General features: G+C 52.7%; 13 protein-coding genes and 3 pseudogenes. 5 read left to right on the top strand and 11 right to left on the bottom strand.

The annotated features are described in order from the left end of the window. Positions 1-139: 139 nt before the first annotated feature. The 7 genes from HT085_RS00800 to dusB form a co-directional block, all read right to left on the bottom strand. Positions 140-934 (bottom strand): 3'-5' exonuclease, encoded by a 795-nt coding sequence (locus HT085_RS00800; protein ID WP_003686851.1) that lies wholly within the window; start codon positions 932-934, stop codon positions 140-142. A 115-nt stretch (positions 935-1,049) separates the two neighbouring features. Next, positions 1,050-1,184, bottom strand: a complete 135-nt coding sequence (locus HT085_RS12000) for a hypothetical protein (RefSeq protein WP_010951004.1) — start codon at positions 1,182-1,184, stop codon at positions 1,050-1,052. A gap of 653 nt (positions 1,185-1,837) precedes the next feature. After that, on the bottom strand, positions 1,838-2,707 hold the full coding sequence (locus tag HT085_RS00795) for a lipid A biosynthesis lauroyl acyltransferase (protein WP_010356740.1): 870 nt from the start codon (positions 2,705-2,707) through the stop codon (positions 1,838-1,840). Positions 2,708-2,757: 50 nt separating this feature from the next. After that, positions 2,758-3,294, bottom strand: coding sequence for a crossover junction endodeoxyribonuclease RuvC (gene ruvC / locus HT085_RS00790; RefSeq protein WP_003687445.1), 537 nt, complete (start codon positions 3,292-3,294; stop codon positions 2,758-2,760). Between the two features lie 2 nt (positions 3,295-3,296). Further along, positions 3,297-3,536 (bottom strand): Fis family transcriptional regulator, encoded by a 240-nt coding sequence (locus HT085_RS00785; protein WP_003687442.1) that lies wholly within the window; start codon positions 3,534-3,536, stop codon positions 3,297-3,299. A 26-nt stretch (positions 3,537-3,562) separates the two neighbouring features. After that, entirely contained in the window at positions 3,563-3,712 is a 150-nt protein-coding gene (locus HT085_RS00780; protein WP_003694809.1) for a hypothetical protein, read from the bottom strand. A 12-nt stretch (positions 3,713-3,724) separates the two neighbouring features. Continuing rightward, a complete protein-coding gene (gene dusB, locus HT085_RS00775) occupies positions 3,725-4,729 on the bottom strand; it encodes a tRNA dihydrouridine synthase DusB (RefSeq protein ID WP_003687441.1) in 1,005 nt (334 codons plus the stop codon). A 213-nt stretch (positions 4,730-4,942) separates the two neighbouring features. On the opposite strand from dusB, the gene HT085_RS00770 reads away from it, so the two are divergent. Next, on the top strand, positions 4,943-6,316 hold the full coding sequence (locus HT085_RS00770) for a DEAD/DEAH box helicase (RefSeq protein WP_003687439.1): 1,374 nt from the start codon (positions 4,943-4,945) through the stop codon (positions 6,314-6,316). A gap of 179 nt (positions 6,317-6,495) precedes the next feature. Further along, a pseudogene (locus HT085_RS11995) lies at positions 6,496-7,734 on the top strand (NAD(P)/FAD-dependent oxidoreductase). A 77-nt stretch (positions 7,735-7,811) separates the two neighbouring features. On the opposite strand, the pseudogene HT085_RS11530 reads toward HT085_RS11995, so the two are convergent. After that, positions 7,812-8,620: pseudogene (locus HT085_RS11530) on the bottom strand (transposase); the annotation flags it as partial. 373 nt (positions 8,621-8,993) lie between these two features. Between HT085_RS11530 and HT085_RS00745 the strand changes: the two are divergent. Further along, positions 8,994-9,359: pseudogene (locus tag HT085_RS00745) on the top strand (transposase); the annotation flags it as partial. Between the two features lie 285 nt (positions 9,360-9,644). Here the strand turns inward: HT085_RS00745 and hemC are convergent. Then, the gene (hemC, locus tag HT085_RS00740; protein ID WP_003696714.1) at positions 9,645-10,580 is read right to left on the bottom strand and encodes a hydroxymethylbilane synthase; all 936 of its coding nucleotides are present in this window, start codon (positions 10,578-10,580) and stop codon (positions 9,645-9,647) included. Between the two features lie 118 nt (positions 10,581-10,698). On the opposite strand from hemC, the gene ybeY reads away from it, so the two are divergent. Together ybeY and HT085_RS00730 are read left to right on the top strand one after the other, a co-directional pair. Further along, positions 10,699-11,214, top strand: coding sequence for an rRNA maturation RNase YbeY (gene ybeY / locus HT085_RS00735; protein ID WP_025455764.1), 516 nt, complete (start codon positions 10,699-10,701; stop codon positions 11,212-11,214). Between the two features lies 1 nt (position 11,215). Continuing rightward, positions 11,216-12,040, top strand: a complete 825-nt coding sequence (locus tag HT085_RS00730; protein WP_003687434.1) for a CorC family transporter — start codon at positions 11,216-11,218, stop codon at positions 12,038-12,040. Positions 12,041-12,182: 142 nt separating this feature from the next. Here HT085_RS00730 and nhaC read toward each other — a convergent pair whose 3' ends face one another. Both nhaC and HT085_RS00720 read right to left on the bottom strand, forming a co-directional pair. Further along, positions 12,183-13,562: a Na+/H+ antiporter NhaC gene (nhaC, locus tag HT085_RS00725; protein ID WP_003687433.1), complete on the bottom strand. Its 1,380-nt coding sequence runs from the start codon at positions 13,560-13,562 to the stop codon at positions 12,183-12,185. A gap of 289 nt (positions 13,563-13,851) precedes the next feature. Then, complete coding sequence (locus tag HT085_RS00720) at positions 13,852-15,075, bottom strand: sugar MFS transporter (RefSeq protein ID WP_010356724.1); 1,224 nt, start codon at positions 15,073-15,075, stop codon at positions 13,852-13,854. Positions 15,076-15,314 lie beyond the last annotated feature (239 nt).

The raw sequence follows: 15,314 nt of genomic DNA, 5'->3' as shown, positions 1-15,314 counted from the left end.
GGACAAGGCGACGAAGCCGCAGACAGTACAGATAGTAAGGCAAGGAGAGGCAAGGCTGTACCGGTTTGAATTTAATCCACCATACGCCGTCTGAAACCGAAACGGCGGCACAAGCGTACCGCCTTCGGACAGCAGGTTTCTATTTCCACGCTTGGACAAATTCTGCCCAATGCGGTTTGTCTTCTGTTTGGGCGGAGAGATAGTTTCTGATCCGCTTGATTTCCATTTCGTATTCGTCCGCGTCGAATCTGCCGCTGACCAGACAGAAACGCAGATACATCAAATACGTATTCACGGCATCGGTTTCGCAATAATTGCGGATTTCCTTCAGCCTGCCCGCGTGGAACGCCTCCCACACCTTGCTGCCGTCCATACCCAGCTTGCCCGGAAAGCCGCACAGTTTCGCCATATCGTCCAGCGGCACATTCGCCCTCGGCTGGTAAAGCGCGAGCAAATCCATCAAATCGCAGTGGCGTTGGTGATAACGGCTGATGTAGTTGTTCCACTTGAAATCGCGGCTGTCGCCGAAATCGCCGTCGCCCGTATCCCAATAGCGCGCGGCGTTGATGCCGTATATCAGGGAGCGGTAATGCAGTACGGGCAAATCGAACCCGCCCCCGTTCCAACTGACCAGTTGCGGCGTATGTTTTTCCACCAACTCGAAAAATTTGGCGATAACCACTTCCTCGCCATCGTCCATCTCGCCGATGGTGCCGACATGAACCTTGTCCTGCCCCCAGCGCATACAGCAGGAAACCGCCACAACCTGATGGAGGTGGTGCTGCATAAAATCGCCGCCGGTCTGTGCGCGGCGTTTCTGCTGCGCGAACAGCACCACTTCGTCATCCGGCAGGGAAGACGGCAAGTCATACAACGTACGGATACCCTGCACATCGGGTACGGTTTCAATATCGAAAGCCAAAATCGTATTCATGGCAGTACCTTGCATTCAAAAACAGACTTGCGCCTATTGTGTCATTAAAAGGCGGATAAAAAAAGAGGCAACCCCCACAGGATTGCCCCAATACCTCAAATCAGAGATTTACGCTTCACAAACAATACAGGCTTTCGCCTGCGGCTTTACCCGCGTAGCTCAACCCTGCGCCGGCAAACTTTCGTTTCACCGTATCCGATGAAACCCCGACCAACCGCAAGACTGACCGGAAAATCCTTTCAGACGGCATTGCTCCGCTGTATCTGTAATTCTGTGTAGCGGAATGTACGCCTTTTTTCACACCTTGCCAAATATTTTTTAAAACAGGGGAATAAAAATGCCTGATTTAGATTATTGCTTAAAATTATAAATAAACAAAATAAAATTCCATATATTTTTTATAACTTGATATTAATTTAAATATTATATAAATTTTTAGCACAAAATATCTGACTATCTGTTTAATGAAAAAGGCTTATATGAGATACTTGTTTACAACTTTATGTTTTTAAACAAATTTAATTTTATAGTGGATTAACAAAAATCAGGACAAGGCGGCGAAGCCGCAGACAGTACAAATAGTACGGAACCGATTCGCTTGGTGCTTCAGCACCTTAGGGAATCGTTCTCTTTGAGCTAAGGCGAAGCAACGCCGTATTGGTTTTTGTTAATCCACTATAATATATTAACCGGGTTTTCGGCATCCACTCCCCTTTGTTCTCGGAATAAGCCTTTAAAACCGATTTCGTTTTTTGTCAATTTTAAAAAAGCATTGTTTTTACAAACAACTGAACCGTTAAAACCGTCCGGCAAATCCTGTTTGTACAACCCGGGTTTCAAATTCCCAAAAACAATCGGGGTTTTTGATCTGAAACGCCTGATTTGTTTTGTAATTTTATGTAGTCAGTAAAAATCGGGGCTGCCTTCCGGACGGGTTTTGAAACGCTTGTGCAGCCAGAAATATTGTTCCGGATGTTCGCGCACGCGTTCTTCGATAAAGCGGTTCATACGTTGCGCGTCGGCTTGCGCGTCTTCACTCGGAAAGGATTTCCAAGCGGGATAGAATTGCAATGTAACCGTATTGTCCGCCTCGCGGACGGGAATGGCGGGTATCACTTTTGCATTTGCAAGCGCGGCAATGCGGCTCAAGCCGGTAATCGTTGCCGTCTGAATGCCGAAAAAATCCACAAAAACCGAATTGTTGCGTCCGAAATCCTGATCGGGCAGATACAGGAACGGCGCACTGCTTTTGCGGAACTGTTTGACGAGGGCGCGCAGCCCTTCGGTGCGCCCGATAAGGAAGACGTTGTGATAGCGGTTGCGGCCTTTCAAAATCTGTTCGTCCAATATCTTGTTTTTTTGGTGGGAATACATACTGATCAGCGGGACATCCTGATTAAGCGCGTACACCGCCATCTCGAACGCGGTAAAGTGCGGGTACAGGATGATGACTTTTTCCCCCGCCGCCAGCGCGTCGTCCAAATAATGCTTATTGCGGTAGCGCACCAGCGATTTCAGGCATTTGGCAGGCGCGTACCAATATAAGCCGTATTCGAGCATCAGTTTTGCCATGTGTTTGAAATGCTGTTTCAACACGGTTTTACGCTTTTCTTCGTCCCATTCGGGAAAACATTTTGCCAAATTGATTTCGCCGATACGGCGGCGCGGTTTGACCAGAAGGTAGGCAAGCGAACCGATCAGGCCGGCAATCTTGTGCAGCAGCGCAAACGGCAGAAACTGCAAAACATACAGTACAAAAAATATAAATTTCATCTCGGTACACATTTTCTTTTCAGGCGGCAAAATACAAATGCCGTCTGAAACTATTGAAACCTTCCGCGCTTGACCTGCATCCCCGAAGGATTGAGTTTGGCGGCAAGCCCGTGGTTGCGTAAGGCGTGGGTCAGCGCGACGGCAAGACCGTCCGCCGCATCCGCCTGCGGCGTTCCCGAAAGTCCCAGCATTTGCACCACCATATGCTGCACCTGTTCTTTCGCCGCCTTGCCTTTGCCGACCACCGCCTGTTTGACCTGCAAGGCCGTGTATTCCGAAACGGGCAGCTTATGGCTGACCAAAGCCGCCAATGCCGCTCCGCGCGCCTGACCGAGCATCAGCGTCGATGCCGGATTGACGTTGACGAACACCTGTTCCACCGCCGCCTGTTGCGGCTTGTAAACGGCAACGACTTCGCCGATATGCCGCACAATCACGGCAATCCTGTCTGCCAGAGGCTCATCGGCAGGCGTTTTGATGCAGCCGGAGGCGACGTAAAAATGATCGCGCCCCCTGACATCGATGATGCCGAAACCCGTTACGCGGCTGCCCGGGTCGATGCCCAAGATACGGACGGTTGCCGACATATTCACAGCAAACCGTGTTGAATCAGTTTCTTACGCAAGGTATTGCGGTTCAGTCCCAGCATCACGGAGGCTTTGGACTGGTTGCCGCCGCATTGCTCCATCACGCACACCAGCAGCGGCTTTTCCACCTGATGCAGTACCATATCGTACACGCCGCAAGGTTCGGTGCCGTTCAGGTCTTTGAAATATTGGTTCAAGTTCTGCTCGATACATTGCGCAATGTCCGCAGTCGCAGGGTTCATCGCATATCCTTTTGATTGAAATGTTTTTAAGACGGAATGCCGTCTGAAAGCCTTTTGGCGAAACCCGTTCCACTCGTTTTCAGACGGCATTTATTGTTTTCGACATTCGCCGGCCTGGATTCCGCCCGACCTCCGAACCATGCAGACAGATGCCGTCCGAACCCGAACGGCGGCATGGCAATACTGCCCTACCCTTCCCGATAGCCGCACGCCCAACGGTCGGTTTTTCCGGCAAGCCTTTCAAGATAACCGGCAAGTGTGTCGTATTGCGCCGCCGCATTGTCCAAGCGGTTGATTTCACGCCGCGCCTGTTCGCCGTCGGGCATTTCGCCGATGTACCAGCCTATGTGTTTGCGTGCGATGCGCACACCGACGGTCTCACCATAAAACGCGTGCATGGCGCGGATGTGGTTCAAAATGGCGGCTCTGCATTCTGCCAAACTCAAGGCAGGCGGTAAAACGCCGTGTTCGGCATAATGCTTCAAATCGCGGAAAAACCACGGCCTGCCTTGCGCGCCGCGCCCTATCATGATGCCGTCGGCGGCGGTTTGTTTGAGGACGGCGGCGGCTTTTTGCGGCGAAGTGATGTCGCCGTTGACCCAGACCGGGATGTTCAGACGGCTTTTGGTCTCGGCGATGAGTTCGTAACGCGCCTCGCCTTTGTACATTTGCGTGCGCGCGCGCCCGTGGACGGCAAGGGCGGCAATGCCGCAATCTTCGGCGATTTTGGCGATGGCGGGCAGGTTTTGATGGTCGTCGTGCCAACCCAAACGGGTTTTGAGGGTAACGGGTACGCCCGCCGCCTTGACCACCGCCTCCAAAATGGCGGCAACCAGCGGCTCGTCCTGCATCAGCGCGCTACCGGCTTGGACGTTGCACACTTTCTTGGCGGGGCAGCCCATATTGATGTCGATGACCTGCGCCCCGAGTCCGACGTTGTAACGCGCCGCATCCGCCATCTGTTCGGGGTCGCTGCCGGCAATCTGCACGGCAACGATGCCGCCTTCATCGGCAAAATCACTGCGGTGCAGGGTTTTTCCGGTATTCCTGAGCGTCGGATCGCTGGCCAGCATTTCGCACACCGCCCAACCTGCGCCAAACGCCCGACAGAGGCGGCGGAAGGGTTTGTCGGTAATGCCCGCCATCGGCGCAAGTGCGATGGGGTTGTCGATAAAATAACCGCCGATGTGCATAATGGGCCCGCGTTTCAAAAAAGTGCGCCATTGTACATTTTTTAAGCAGGATTTCCAATCTGCGGACGCGCCCGCGATTGGGGCGGGCACCGTTTTATGGCATAATCCGCACACAAATTCCCGTCCCCGCCGTTCACAGGCGGGCAGTTTATTTCCCCGTCCTATCGGTTTCCCGCTTCAGACGGCATAAGGTCTGAAAGAAAGACTACAATCATGAGTAATCCATTTTCCTCTTTAGGTTTGGGTACGGAACTGGTTTCCGCACTGACCGCGCAAGGTTACGAAAACCCGACGCCCATCCAAGCCGCGGCCATTCCCAAAGCACTGGCCGGACACGACCTGCTTGCCGCCGCGCAAACCGGCACAGGCAAAACCGCTGCCTTTATGCTGCCCAGTCTGGAACGCCTCAAACGTTACGCCACCGCCAGCACCTCGCCTGCAATGCACCCCGTGCGTATGCTCGTGTTGACCCCGACGCGCGAACTTGCCGACCAAATCGACCAAAACGTGCAGGGCTACATTAAAAACCTGCCGCTGCGGCATACCGTCCTCTTCGGCGGTGTCAACATGGACAAACAAACCGCCGACCTGCGTGCCGGCTGCGAAATAGTCGTCGCCACCGTCGGACGGCTGCTCGACCATGTGAAACAGAAAAACATCAGTTTAAACAAAGCCGAAATCGTCGTTCTGGACGAAGCAGACCGCATGTTGGATATGGGGTTTATCGACGACATCCGCAAAATCATGCAGATGCTGCCCCGCCAACGCCAAACCCTGCTCTTTTCCGCCACCTTCTCCGCCCCGATACGCAAACTGGCGCAAGACTTCATGAACGCGCCCGAAACCGTCGAGGTTGCCGCCCAAAACACCACCAACGCCAACGTCGAACAACACATCATCGCCGTCGATACCTTCCAAAAGCGCAACCTGCTCGAACGGCTGATTGTCGATCTGCATATGAACCAAGTTATCGTCTTTTGCAAAACCAAACAAAGCGTCGACCGCGTAACGCGCGAACTGGTGCGCCGCAACCTGTCCGCACAGGCGATACACGGCGACCGTTCCCAACAAAGCAGGCTCGAAACACTCAACGCCTTCAAAGACGGCAGCCTGCGCGTCCTCGTCGCCACCGATATCGCCGCGCGTGGGCTGGACATCGCCGAACTGCCCTTCGTCATCAATTACGAAATGCCCGCCCAGCCCGAAGACTACATCCACCGCATCGGACGCACGGGGCGCGCCGGTGCGGACGGCGTGGCGATTTCCCTGATGGACGAATCCGAACAGAAAATGTTTGAGGCCATCAAAGAACTGACCGGCAACAAGCTGCTCATCGAACGCATCGAAGGCTTCGAGCCCCGATGGTGGGAACAGGAAGGCTCAAAACCGGAAAAAACCGAAACAAGCGAACCGAGACAACGCAACCGCTACGAATCCGCCAGGGCTCAGCGCGAAAAAAATACCCGGCCGGAAACCACGGCAAACGATGCGGGCGCGGCCTGCGGAAAAATTGCCGGGCGCAGCCGCCGAAGCCGCCGGGGACACCGGACGTGCGCCCTGCTCCAACCGCGTTACGGCGTAAAATAACCCTGAAAATCAAATGCCGTCTGAACATTTCCCGTTTCAGACGGCATTTTTCAAACCGGACTGACGCATTGGGAGCAACCGCCCGCACCGGATAAATTTCTTCCGCAAACAGTTTCAGACGGCATTTCCTGCCTGTACAATATCATTTCCTTTTCCACTCAAACCATCAGGATTTCCCAATGTCCACCCAATTCGATGTCGCCGTAATCGGCGCAGGTCCGGCAGGTTCGGCCGCATCCGCCCTGCTCCGCAAAAAAGGTTATCAAGTCTGCGTGTTGGAAAACAGCACTTTCCGCGCTTCGTCATCGGCGAAAGCCTGCTGCCGCACTGTATGGAAATGCTGGAAGAAGCCGGTTTTGCCGATGCCGTTCGCACCGGGCCCGGCTTTCAGTTGAAAAACGGTGCGGCGTTTTCGTGGGGCAGCCGCTATACCGAGTTTGATTTCACCGATAAATTTTCAGACGGCCCCGGCACGGTTTACCAAGTCCGCCGCGCCGTGTTCGACAAAATCCTGATTGAAGAAGCCGCCAAACAAGGCGTTGAAGTACGTTTCGGGCACGGCGTAACCGCGTTCGACAACAGCGGCGATTTTGCCCGCTTGAACATCGAAACCGACACCGGCGAGAGCTATGAACTGACCGCGAAATTCGTCTTGGACGCAAGCGGCTACGGACGCGTGCTGCCGCGCCTGCTAAACTTGGAAACGCCCTCGCACCTGCCGCCGCGCCAAACGCATTTCACGCACATCGACGACAACATTACCCACCCGAAATTCGACCGCAACAAAATCCTGATTACCACCCATCCGCAACAACCGCGACGTATGGATTTGGCTGATTCCCTTCGGCGACAACCGCTGTTCCGTCGGCGTGGTCGGCACACCCGACAAACTTGCCGGCGAATCGGAAACGGTGTTGAAAAAATTTGTTTACGAATGCCCGATGTTGAGCGAAATTTTGGACAAAGCCGTTTGGGAAAACGATTTTCCGTTCCGCTCCATCCAAGGCTATTCCGCCAACGTCAAATCACTGCACGGCAGGCATTTCGCGCTGTTGGGCAATGCCGCCGAGTTCCTCGACCCCGTGTTCTCGTCGGGCGTAACCATCGCGCTGCACTCCGCCGAACTTGCTGCCGATCTGCTGACAAAACAACTCAAAGGCGAAGCCGCCGATTGGCAAACCGAATTTGCCGAACCCCTGATGATCGGCGTAGACGCGTTCCGCACCTATGTGGACGGCTGGTATGATTTCCGCTTCCAAAACGTCGTGTACGCGCCCGACCGCAGCCCGGAAATCAGCCGTATGCTTTCTTCGATTTTGGCAGGCTACGCGTGGGATACCGAAAACCCGTTCGTGGCGAAATCCGAACAACGCCTGACTGCCTTGTCAGAATGGGTCGGTCAGTTGGAAAGCGAATAAATCCTGCCATACAAAATGCCGTCTGAATCCAATCGGGTTCAGACGGCATTTTTATTTCATCATTCACACAAATATAGTCAATTAAAATCAAAATAGGACAGTAGTGCATCGTCAAATCGGGCGTAATCAGACAAAACGGTTCGCAGATACCGCTTAATATTCGCCCACACTTTCTCAATCGGGTTGGGCTCGGGCGAATAAGGTGCGGGAGGCAATACCTTATGTCCCAATTTTTCCGCCGTTCCCCGTAAGGCACCCATACGGCGAAATCGCGCATTATCTGAAATAATCACCGATTTTTGAGCCAATGCGGGCAGTAGGCATTGCTGAAACCGCGCTTCAAAAAAGACCCCGGCCACCGTATTTTGACAAACCATCGGAGCAATCGGCCGGTTGCCGACTTGTGCGGACACCAAAGATAAGCGCCGGTATCTTTTCCCACTTATCCGCGCTTTCGCCATTTGCCCTTTCAGGCTGCGGGCATAGGGGCGGAACAGGCGGCGGTCGAATCCTGTTTCATCCGGACAAACGCGTTGGCAGTCGGAAAATCCGGCCGGCCGTGTCAAATAATGCGTTACTTTGGCCGGGTCTTGTTCTTTGTAAGCGGCGGTCTTTTTTTGCGCGCCATCCGCATCTGTTTGGGCGCATGGCAAACGGCGGCTGCCGTACAATCAAAATGTTTGGCGATTTCATGCAGACAGGCATCCGGATGCCGCCCGACATATCGAGCCGGTTTTTGCCTATCCGATTTGGCGGCATTTAGGCCGGTAACTTGATGTTTTAGGCTGCCTGTTTGTTTTTTAAGGCGAATCCGCAGGTAAAGCGTGTTTCTTGACAAGTTAAACGTTGCTGCGGTTTGGCCGGTGTTTTTGCATTGTCCGTAATATAGCGGATTAACAAAAACCGGTACGGCGTTGCCCCGCCCCGGCCCAAAGGGAACGGTTCCCTAAGGTGATGGAGCGCCGGGCGGATCGGTTCCGTACCATTCGTACTGCCTGCGGCCCGCCGCCTTGTCCTGATTTTTGTTAATCCGCTATGGTTTAAAGCTTTGTTTCTTAAGTCCGCAGAGTATGCCATGGTTAAACCTTCAACGTCGAGTGTTGTACTATTTTGTTTTTAATTGAATATACTGTAAAAAGCGCAGCCATATGAAAATGCCGCCTGAACCTTAACCAGTTCAGACGGCATCTGTTTTTTGTTAAAAAACAATAAACTATAACAATTTCAAACAAGCTAAAAACATCTATAAAATCAACCCGAAACGCAACGGGCGGGCCTATACCGTTGCCGAGGACAATGCCGAGCCTGAAACGTTGCCCCCTGCCGTCAAAAAGAAAATCATGCCGGACGGTATTGTTTATGCCGATAGCCCGGGCAGCCGCGGCAAGTCGGACGCGGGCGGTTTTATCCGTTGCCGCATCAACCGTTCCAAGGAATTTGCAGACCGTCGGAACCACATTAACGGCATTGGGAACTTTTGGAATCAGGCAAAACGCGCCTTGCGAAAATACAACGGAATCGATCGTAAACCTTTCCCGCCGTTGTTGAGGGAATGCGAATTTCGACTTAACTTCGGCACACCGTCCCGGCAGCTAAAAATCCTGCGGGATCGGTGTGGAATTTAGGGATAATCTAGTACAGCCACAATAAAAAATACGAATATCATCATTCTCAAATTCAAAATTTGAACGCCACAGTATTATCCGAAGCCACAAAAACCTTTCCGCCGTCATTCCCGCGCAGGCGGGAATCTGGAAACCCAATGCTGCAAGAATTGATTAAAAACAACTGAAACCGAGCAAACTGGATTCCCGCCTGCGCGGGAATGACGAAATAAGGTAAGTAGAACTTATTAAATAAATTAATTAAAAACAATAACTTATATTATTTTCTTTAAATTTTCGATAAAATCAATTTTCCGTATTCAATACTGCTCCAATCAATTCCTGCGCACCGTCGTCCGCCAGTTTTTTGGCAACCGCACGTCCAAGCGCATCGGCATATCCGGCAGGGGCTTGCGCGTCCGCCTGCAACACAATCGATCCGTCGGGGTGCCCGACCAATCCGCGCAAGATCAGCAGCCCGTTTTCTTCAGTGCAATACGCGGCCAGCGGCACTTGGCAGCTTCCGCCCAAAGCGCGCGCCAAAGCGCGTTCGGCGGTAACGCAGGCGTGTGTGGTATCGTGGTTTAACGGCTTCAAGACTTCGTACAAATCTTCGCGATGCGTGGCAATTTCAATACCCAATGCGCCTTGTCCGGCGGCAGGCAGGCTGTCGGATTCCGACAAAATCATGCGGATGCGTTCATCCAATTCCAGACGCTGCAACCCGGCGGCAGCCAAGATAATTGCATCGTATTCGCCGTTGTCGAGTTTGGACAAACGGGTTTGCACATTGCCGCGCAAAGGTTTGATAAGCAAATGCGGATAGCGCGCGCGCAACTGGGCTTCACGGCGCAGGCTGGATGTGCCGACAACCGCGCCTTCGGGCATTTCTTCCAAACGCGCGTATCGGTTGGACACAAACGCGTCAAACGGATTGGCGCGTTCGCTGATGGCGGCAAGGGCGAAGCCTTCGGGCAAATCCATCGGCACGTCCTTAATCGAATGCACCGCCAAATCGGCGCGCCCGTCTTGAAGGGATTGTTCCAACTCTTTGACAAACAAGCCTTTCCCGCCGACTTTTGACAAAGTTCTGTCCAAAATCCGGTCGCCGCGCGTGGTCATGCCCAAAATTTCGACTTCGCAATCGGGATACAGCGCCTTCAGACGGCCTTGGATATGTTTCGCCTGCCACATGGCAAGCAGGCTTTCGCGGCTGGCGATAACAAGTTTTTTCGGGTTCATGTTCAATGCGTTCAAAGAATGGAAACGGCGTGGAGTCTATCATATTTTGAACGTTTCTTCAGACGGCACCGTCAGGTCTATGTTATATTTACGCCCACAAAACACGAAACCCGCCACAATGAAACGCGCCAAAAAATACCCTTTCTTAACGTTGCAGCGGCAACGTTTCCATTTGAACTTTGAAAACGTCTCTTCCGCCGCCGGCATCCCCGCCGAACGCGATTTTTACCGCTGGGCGTGGTCTGCCTTGAAAAACGAATACCTCCGCGCCGACATCGGTTTGATTCTTTTGGACGAAGAAGAAGCCCGCGCCTACAACCGCGACTACCGGGGCAAAGATTATGCCACCAATGTATTGAGTTTCGCGCTCAACGAAGGCGAAATCCTGCCCTGCCAAGTTTCGGAAAGACTGTACGGCGATTTGATTATCTGCCCGCAAGTCGTTTTAAAAGAAGCCGCCGAACAGGGCAAAACGCCTGAACGGCATTTTGCCCACTTAACCATACACGGCACGCTGCACCTGATGGGATACGACCACATCAAAGACGATGAGGCCGAAATAATGGAAGCCGAAGAAATCCGCCTGATGCGGGCGGCAGGCTATCCCAACCCCTACCGAGAGGACGGACATTAAAATGGACGGCGCACAACCGAAAACAAATTTTTTTGAACGCCTGATTGCCCGACTCGCCCGCGAACCCGATTCCGCCGAAGACGTATTAAACCTGCTTCGGCAGGCGCACGAACAGGAAGTTTTTGATGCCGACACACTGACCCGGCTGGAAAAAGTATTGGACTTTGCCGAGCTGGAAGTGCGCGATGCGATGATTACGCGCAGCCGCATGAACGTATTGAAAGAAAACGACAGCATCGAACGCATCACCGCCTACGTCATCGATACCGCCCATTCGCGCTTCCCCGTCATCGGCGAAGACAAAGACGAAGTTTTGGGCATTTTGCACGCCAAAGACCTGCTCAAATATATGTTCAACCCCGAGCAGTTCCACCTGAAATCCGTCTTGCGCCCTGCCGTTTTCGTGCCCGAAGGCAAATCTTTGACCGCCCTTTTAAAAGAGTTCCGCGAACAGCGCAACCATATGGCAATCGTCATCGACGAATACGGCGGCACGTCGGGTTTGGTCACCTTTGAAGACATCATCGAGCAAATCGTCGGTGACATCGAAGACGAGTTTGACGAAGACGAAAGCGCCGACAACATCCACTCCGTTTCCGCCGAACGCTGGCGCATCCACGCGGCTACCGAAATCGAAGACATCAACGCCTTTTTCGGTACGGAATACGGCAGCGAAGAAGCCGACACCATCGGCGGCTTGGTCATTCAGGAATTGGGACACCTGCCCGTGCGCGGCGAAAAAGTCCTTATCGGCGGTTTGCAGTTCACCGTCGCCCGCGCCGACAACCGCCGCCTGCACACGCTGATGGCGACCCGCGTGAAGTAAGCAGAGCCTGCCCGCACCGCCGTTTCTGCACAGTTTAGGATGACGGTACGGTCGTTTTCTGTTTCAATCCGCCCCATCCGCCAAACATAAAAATGCCGTCTGAAACCGGAAAACAGGTTCAGACGGCATTTCGCTTATCCGCTTATTTTTTGCTCAAAGTCAGCCCCGTCCAGCCGAATAACAGGGTTAAAGCCAAACTCAAATAGCAGAAAAAGGCATAAGGCAGATATTCCCAAACGGGTACGCCAAGGGCGTGGCTGATAAATACGCCGCACACGCTCCACGGCACGAGCGGGTTAATCACCGTCCCCGCATCTTCCAGAGTCCGCGACAGGTTGCGCGAATGCAGGCCGAGTTTGTCGTAAACGGGTTTGAACGTTTCTCCCGAAAGCAGGATGCTCAAATATTGCTCTCCAATCAGGAAATTGACCCCGACCGAAGTCATGGCAACGCTGAACGTCGCGCGTCCGGCATTCGTCAAGAAGGTACGGACGGCCTCCAGCAGGGAAGGAATCACACCGAGCGCAAACAGCAGCCCGCCCAAACTCATACCGAGGATAACGATGGTCTGCGTAAAGAACATACTCTCCAAGCCGCCGCGCGAAATCAGTTTGGCAATGTCTTTAAACGCTTCGCCTTCGAGTTTGTAGCCGCCATAAAACCACGCGCCGAGCTGACGCAGATCGGGCGTGCTGTGCAGATACGTTACGGCAACGGCGGCAATGACGGTAAAGAGCATGGCGACCACGGCATTGACGCGCATCAATGCCAAAACGACCAACAGTGCAAACGGAATCAGCGAATAGCCGTGCACCAATCCCGTGGCTTCAAGCTGGCTGCGGAAGGATTCGACGCTGTTCAAATCCTGCGCGGCGACGCTGGGAAGAAGCCAAAGCATCAGTGCCGCGCTGATAAGCCACGCGGGGATGGTGGTGTACATCATGTTTTTGATGTGTTCAAACAGGTCGATACCGACGATGGACGCGGAAATGCCCGTGGTGTCGGAAAGCGGGGACATTTTATCGCCGAAAAACACACCGGAAACAATCGCGCCCGCCGTCATCGCCATATCGGCCTGAAACGCCGCCGCCATCCCCATAAAGGCAACGCCGACAGTGGCGCAGGCGGTCAGGCTGCTGCCGATGGACACGCCGATGACGGAACACAGCGCGAAGGCGGAAAAATAAAAATAAGTCGGGGAAATCAGCCCGAAACCGTAATACATCAGCGTCGGAATCGCGCCGCTCATCATCAGCGCGCTGACCATCAGCCCGATGAAGAAAAACAGGTAAACCGCGCCCATACCCTGATTCAACGCGCCTATCATCCCTGCCTGCATATCGTTGTATTTCAAACCGCGCGCCAAGCCGTACAAAATCAGCACGACGATGGCGGCAATAATGGACATATGCGGCAGCCACTCCAATGAAATGATGGTATAGCCCATTGCGGCAATCAGAGCGACGACGACGGCAAGTGCCTCACCGCGCGGCATATCGAGTAAGGATTTGAAAGCAAACATGATTCTTTGCCCGATTTGATATAAAGTTAACGGATTCTAACACACCATGCCGAATCTGCCCGACGTTTTCAGACGGCATTTTAGCGTTTTACAAAAGCCGGGCAGAAACAAAACGGCAATTTTCTCGATTTAAATTAATTTTTTTGAAATATAATTTTTATTTTTTTATTTGTTGGCATATAAGACTTTTATGGATTGAAGTATTAAAACCTCGGCACACACGCCGCAAACACCGGTACGCAAAAATGCCGTCTGAAAGATGTTCAGACGGCATTTCTCAAGAAAAAGATTATTTGTCCGCCCTATATCCGTACACCGCAAAAAACACGATATACAGGTAACAGATAACGGAAACGACAAACGAAGACATCAGGGTGTAAGTATCCGCCGCCCAACCTTGAATTACCGGCACGACCGCACCGCCGACAATCGCGGTACACAGCACACCGGAAGCCGCGTTGGTGAATTTGCCCAACCCTTTGGTTGCCAAAGAGAAAATCGTCGGGAACATAATCGAGTTGAAAAAACCGATGGCAAGCAGCGACCACATCGCCACATCCGCATTGCCGCTGCCCGTCGCCATCGCGACGGCAAGCAGCACGACCGCAGCCGATGCGTTAAACGCCAAATAACGGTTGGGCGCGAATTTCGCCATTACCGCCGAACCGAGGAAACGTCCGACCATCGCTCCGCCCCAATAAAACGACAGGTAATGCGCGGCAGAAGCATGATCCAGCCCTTTCAGATAACCCAACACATTGACCATCAGCGAACCGATAGACACCTCCGCACCGACGTAGCAGAAAATGCCTGCCGTACCGAACACGAGATGTTTGTATTGCCATACGCCGGTTTTGCCGTCGTGGTTGTGCGCGCTTTCCTCGGCGGCAATTTTGCGCGCGTCGGGCAGCCGGATCATTTTCACGAAAACGGCAAGGATAATCAGCAGCCCCGCCAGTCCCAAATAGGGAATCTGTACGGAAGAAATCTGTTCCGCCTTGCTGACGGTTTGGGTTGCGTCCGCCAAAATCAGGAACGCGCCGATTTGAGGCGCAATGGTCGTACCCAAAGCGTTAAACGCCTGAACCAGCGTCAGCGTTGCCGATTCCTTGCCGGGTTTCGCCAGCAGGGTAACATAAGGATTACCGGCGACCTGAAGCAGCGTTACGCCGGAAGCCAAAATAAACAACGCGCCCAAAAATACCGCGTAAGAATGGCTGCCCGCAGCAGGATAAAACAGCAGGCACCCGACCGCCGTCAGCAGAAAGCCGCCGATAACGCCGTTTTTGTAGCCGACTTTGCCGACAAAAGCCCCCATCGGGATGGACATTACCGCATAGGCGGTAAAAAAGCAAAATTGAATCAGCATCGCCTGAACGTAAGAGAGGTCGAAAATTTCTTTCAAATGAGGGATAAGGATGTCGTTCATGCAGGTAATAAAACCCATCATGAAGAACAGCGTGGTCAAGACGACCAATGGGGACGTATGGTTGTTTTGTGATTGCGCAGACATGATTTGCCTTTCGTGGTGTCGGAATATTGCCCGTTTCAAGAAAATAGAAATTGACATTTCTTAACGGCAATGCAAATCATACTGATATTTGAACATTTTGCAAACTTTATCGGATGCAGGCAATGCGCCGATCTGAAATTCAAGCAGCAGAAATTAATATTTTACAGTTGTTTGCATAGGTTTTAATAGATTTTAAAAAATTCCGGCGGGCTTGCAAAAACCGTTCCCAATAAAATGAA

The organism is Neisseria gonorrhoeae (assembly GCF_013030075.1).
In the GTDB taxonomy this organism is placed as follows: Bacteria; Pseudomonadota; Gammaproteobacteria; order Burkholderiales; family Neisseriaceae; genus Neisseria; species Neisseria gonorrhoeae.
The sequence above is the reverse complement of the archived record's forward strand: the minus strand, read 5'-3'. Positions and strand labels throughout refer to the sequence as shown.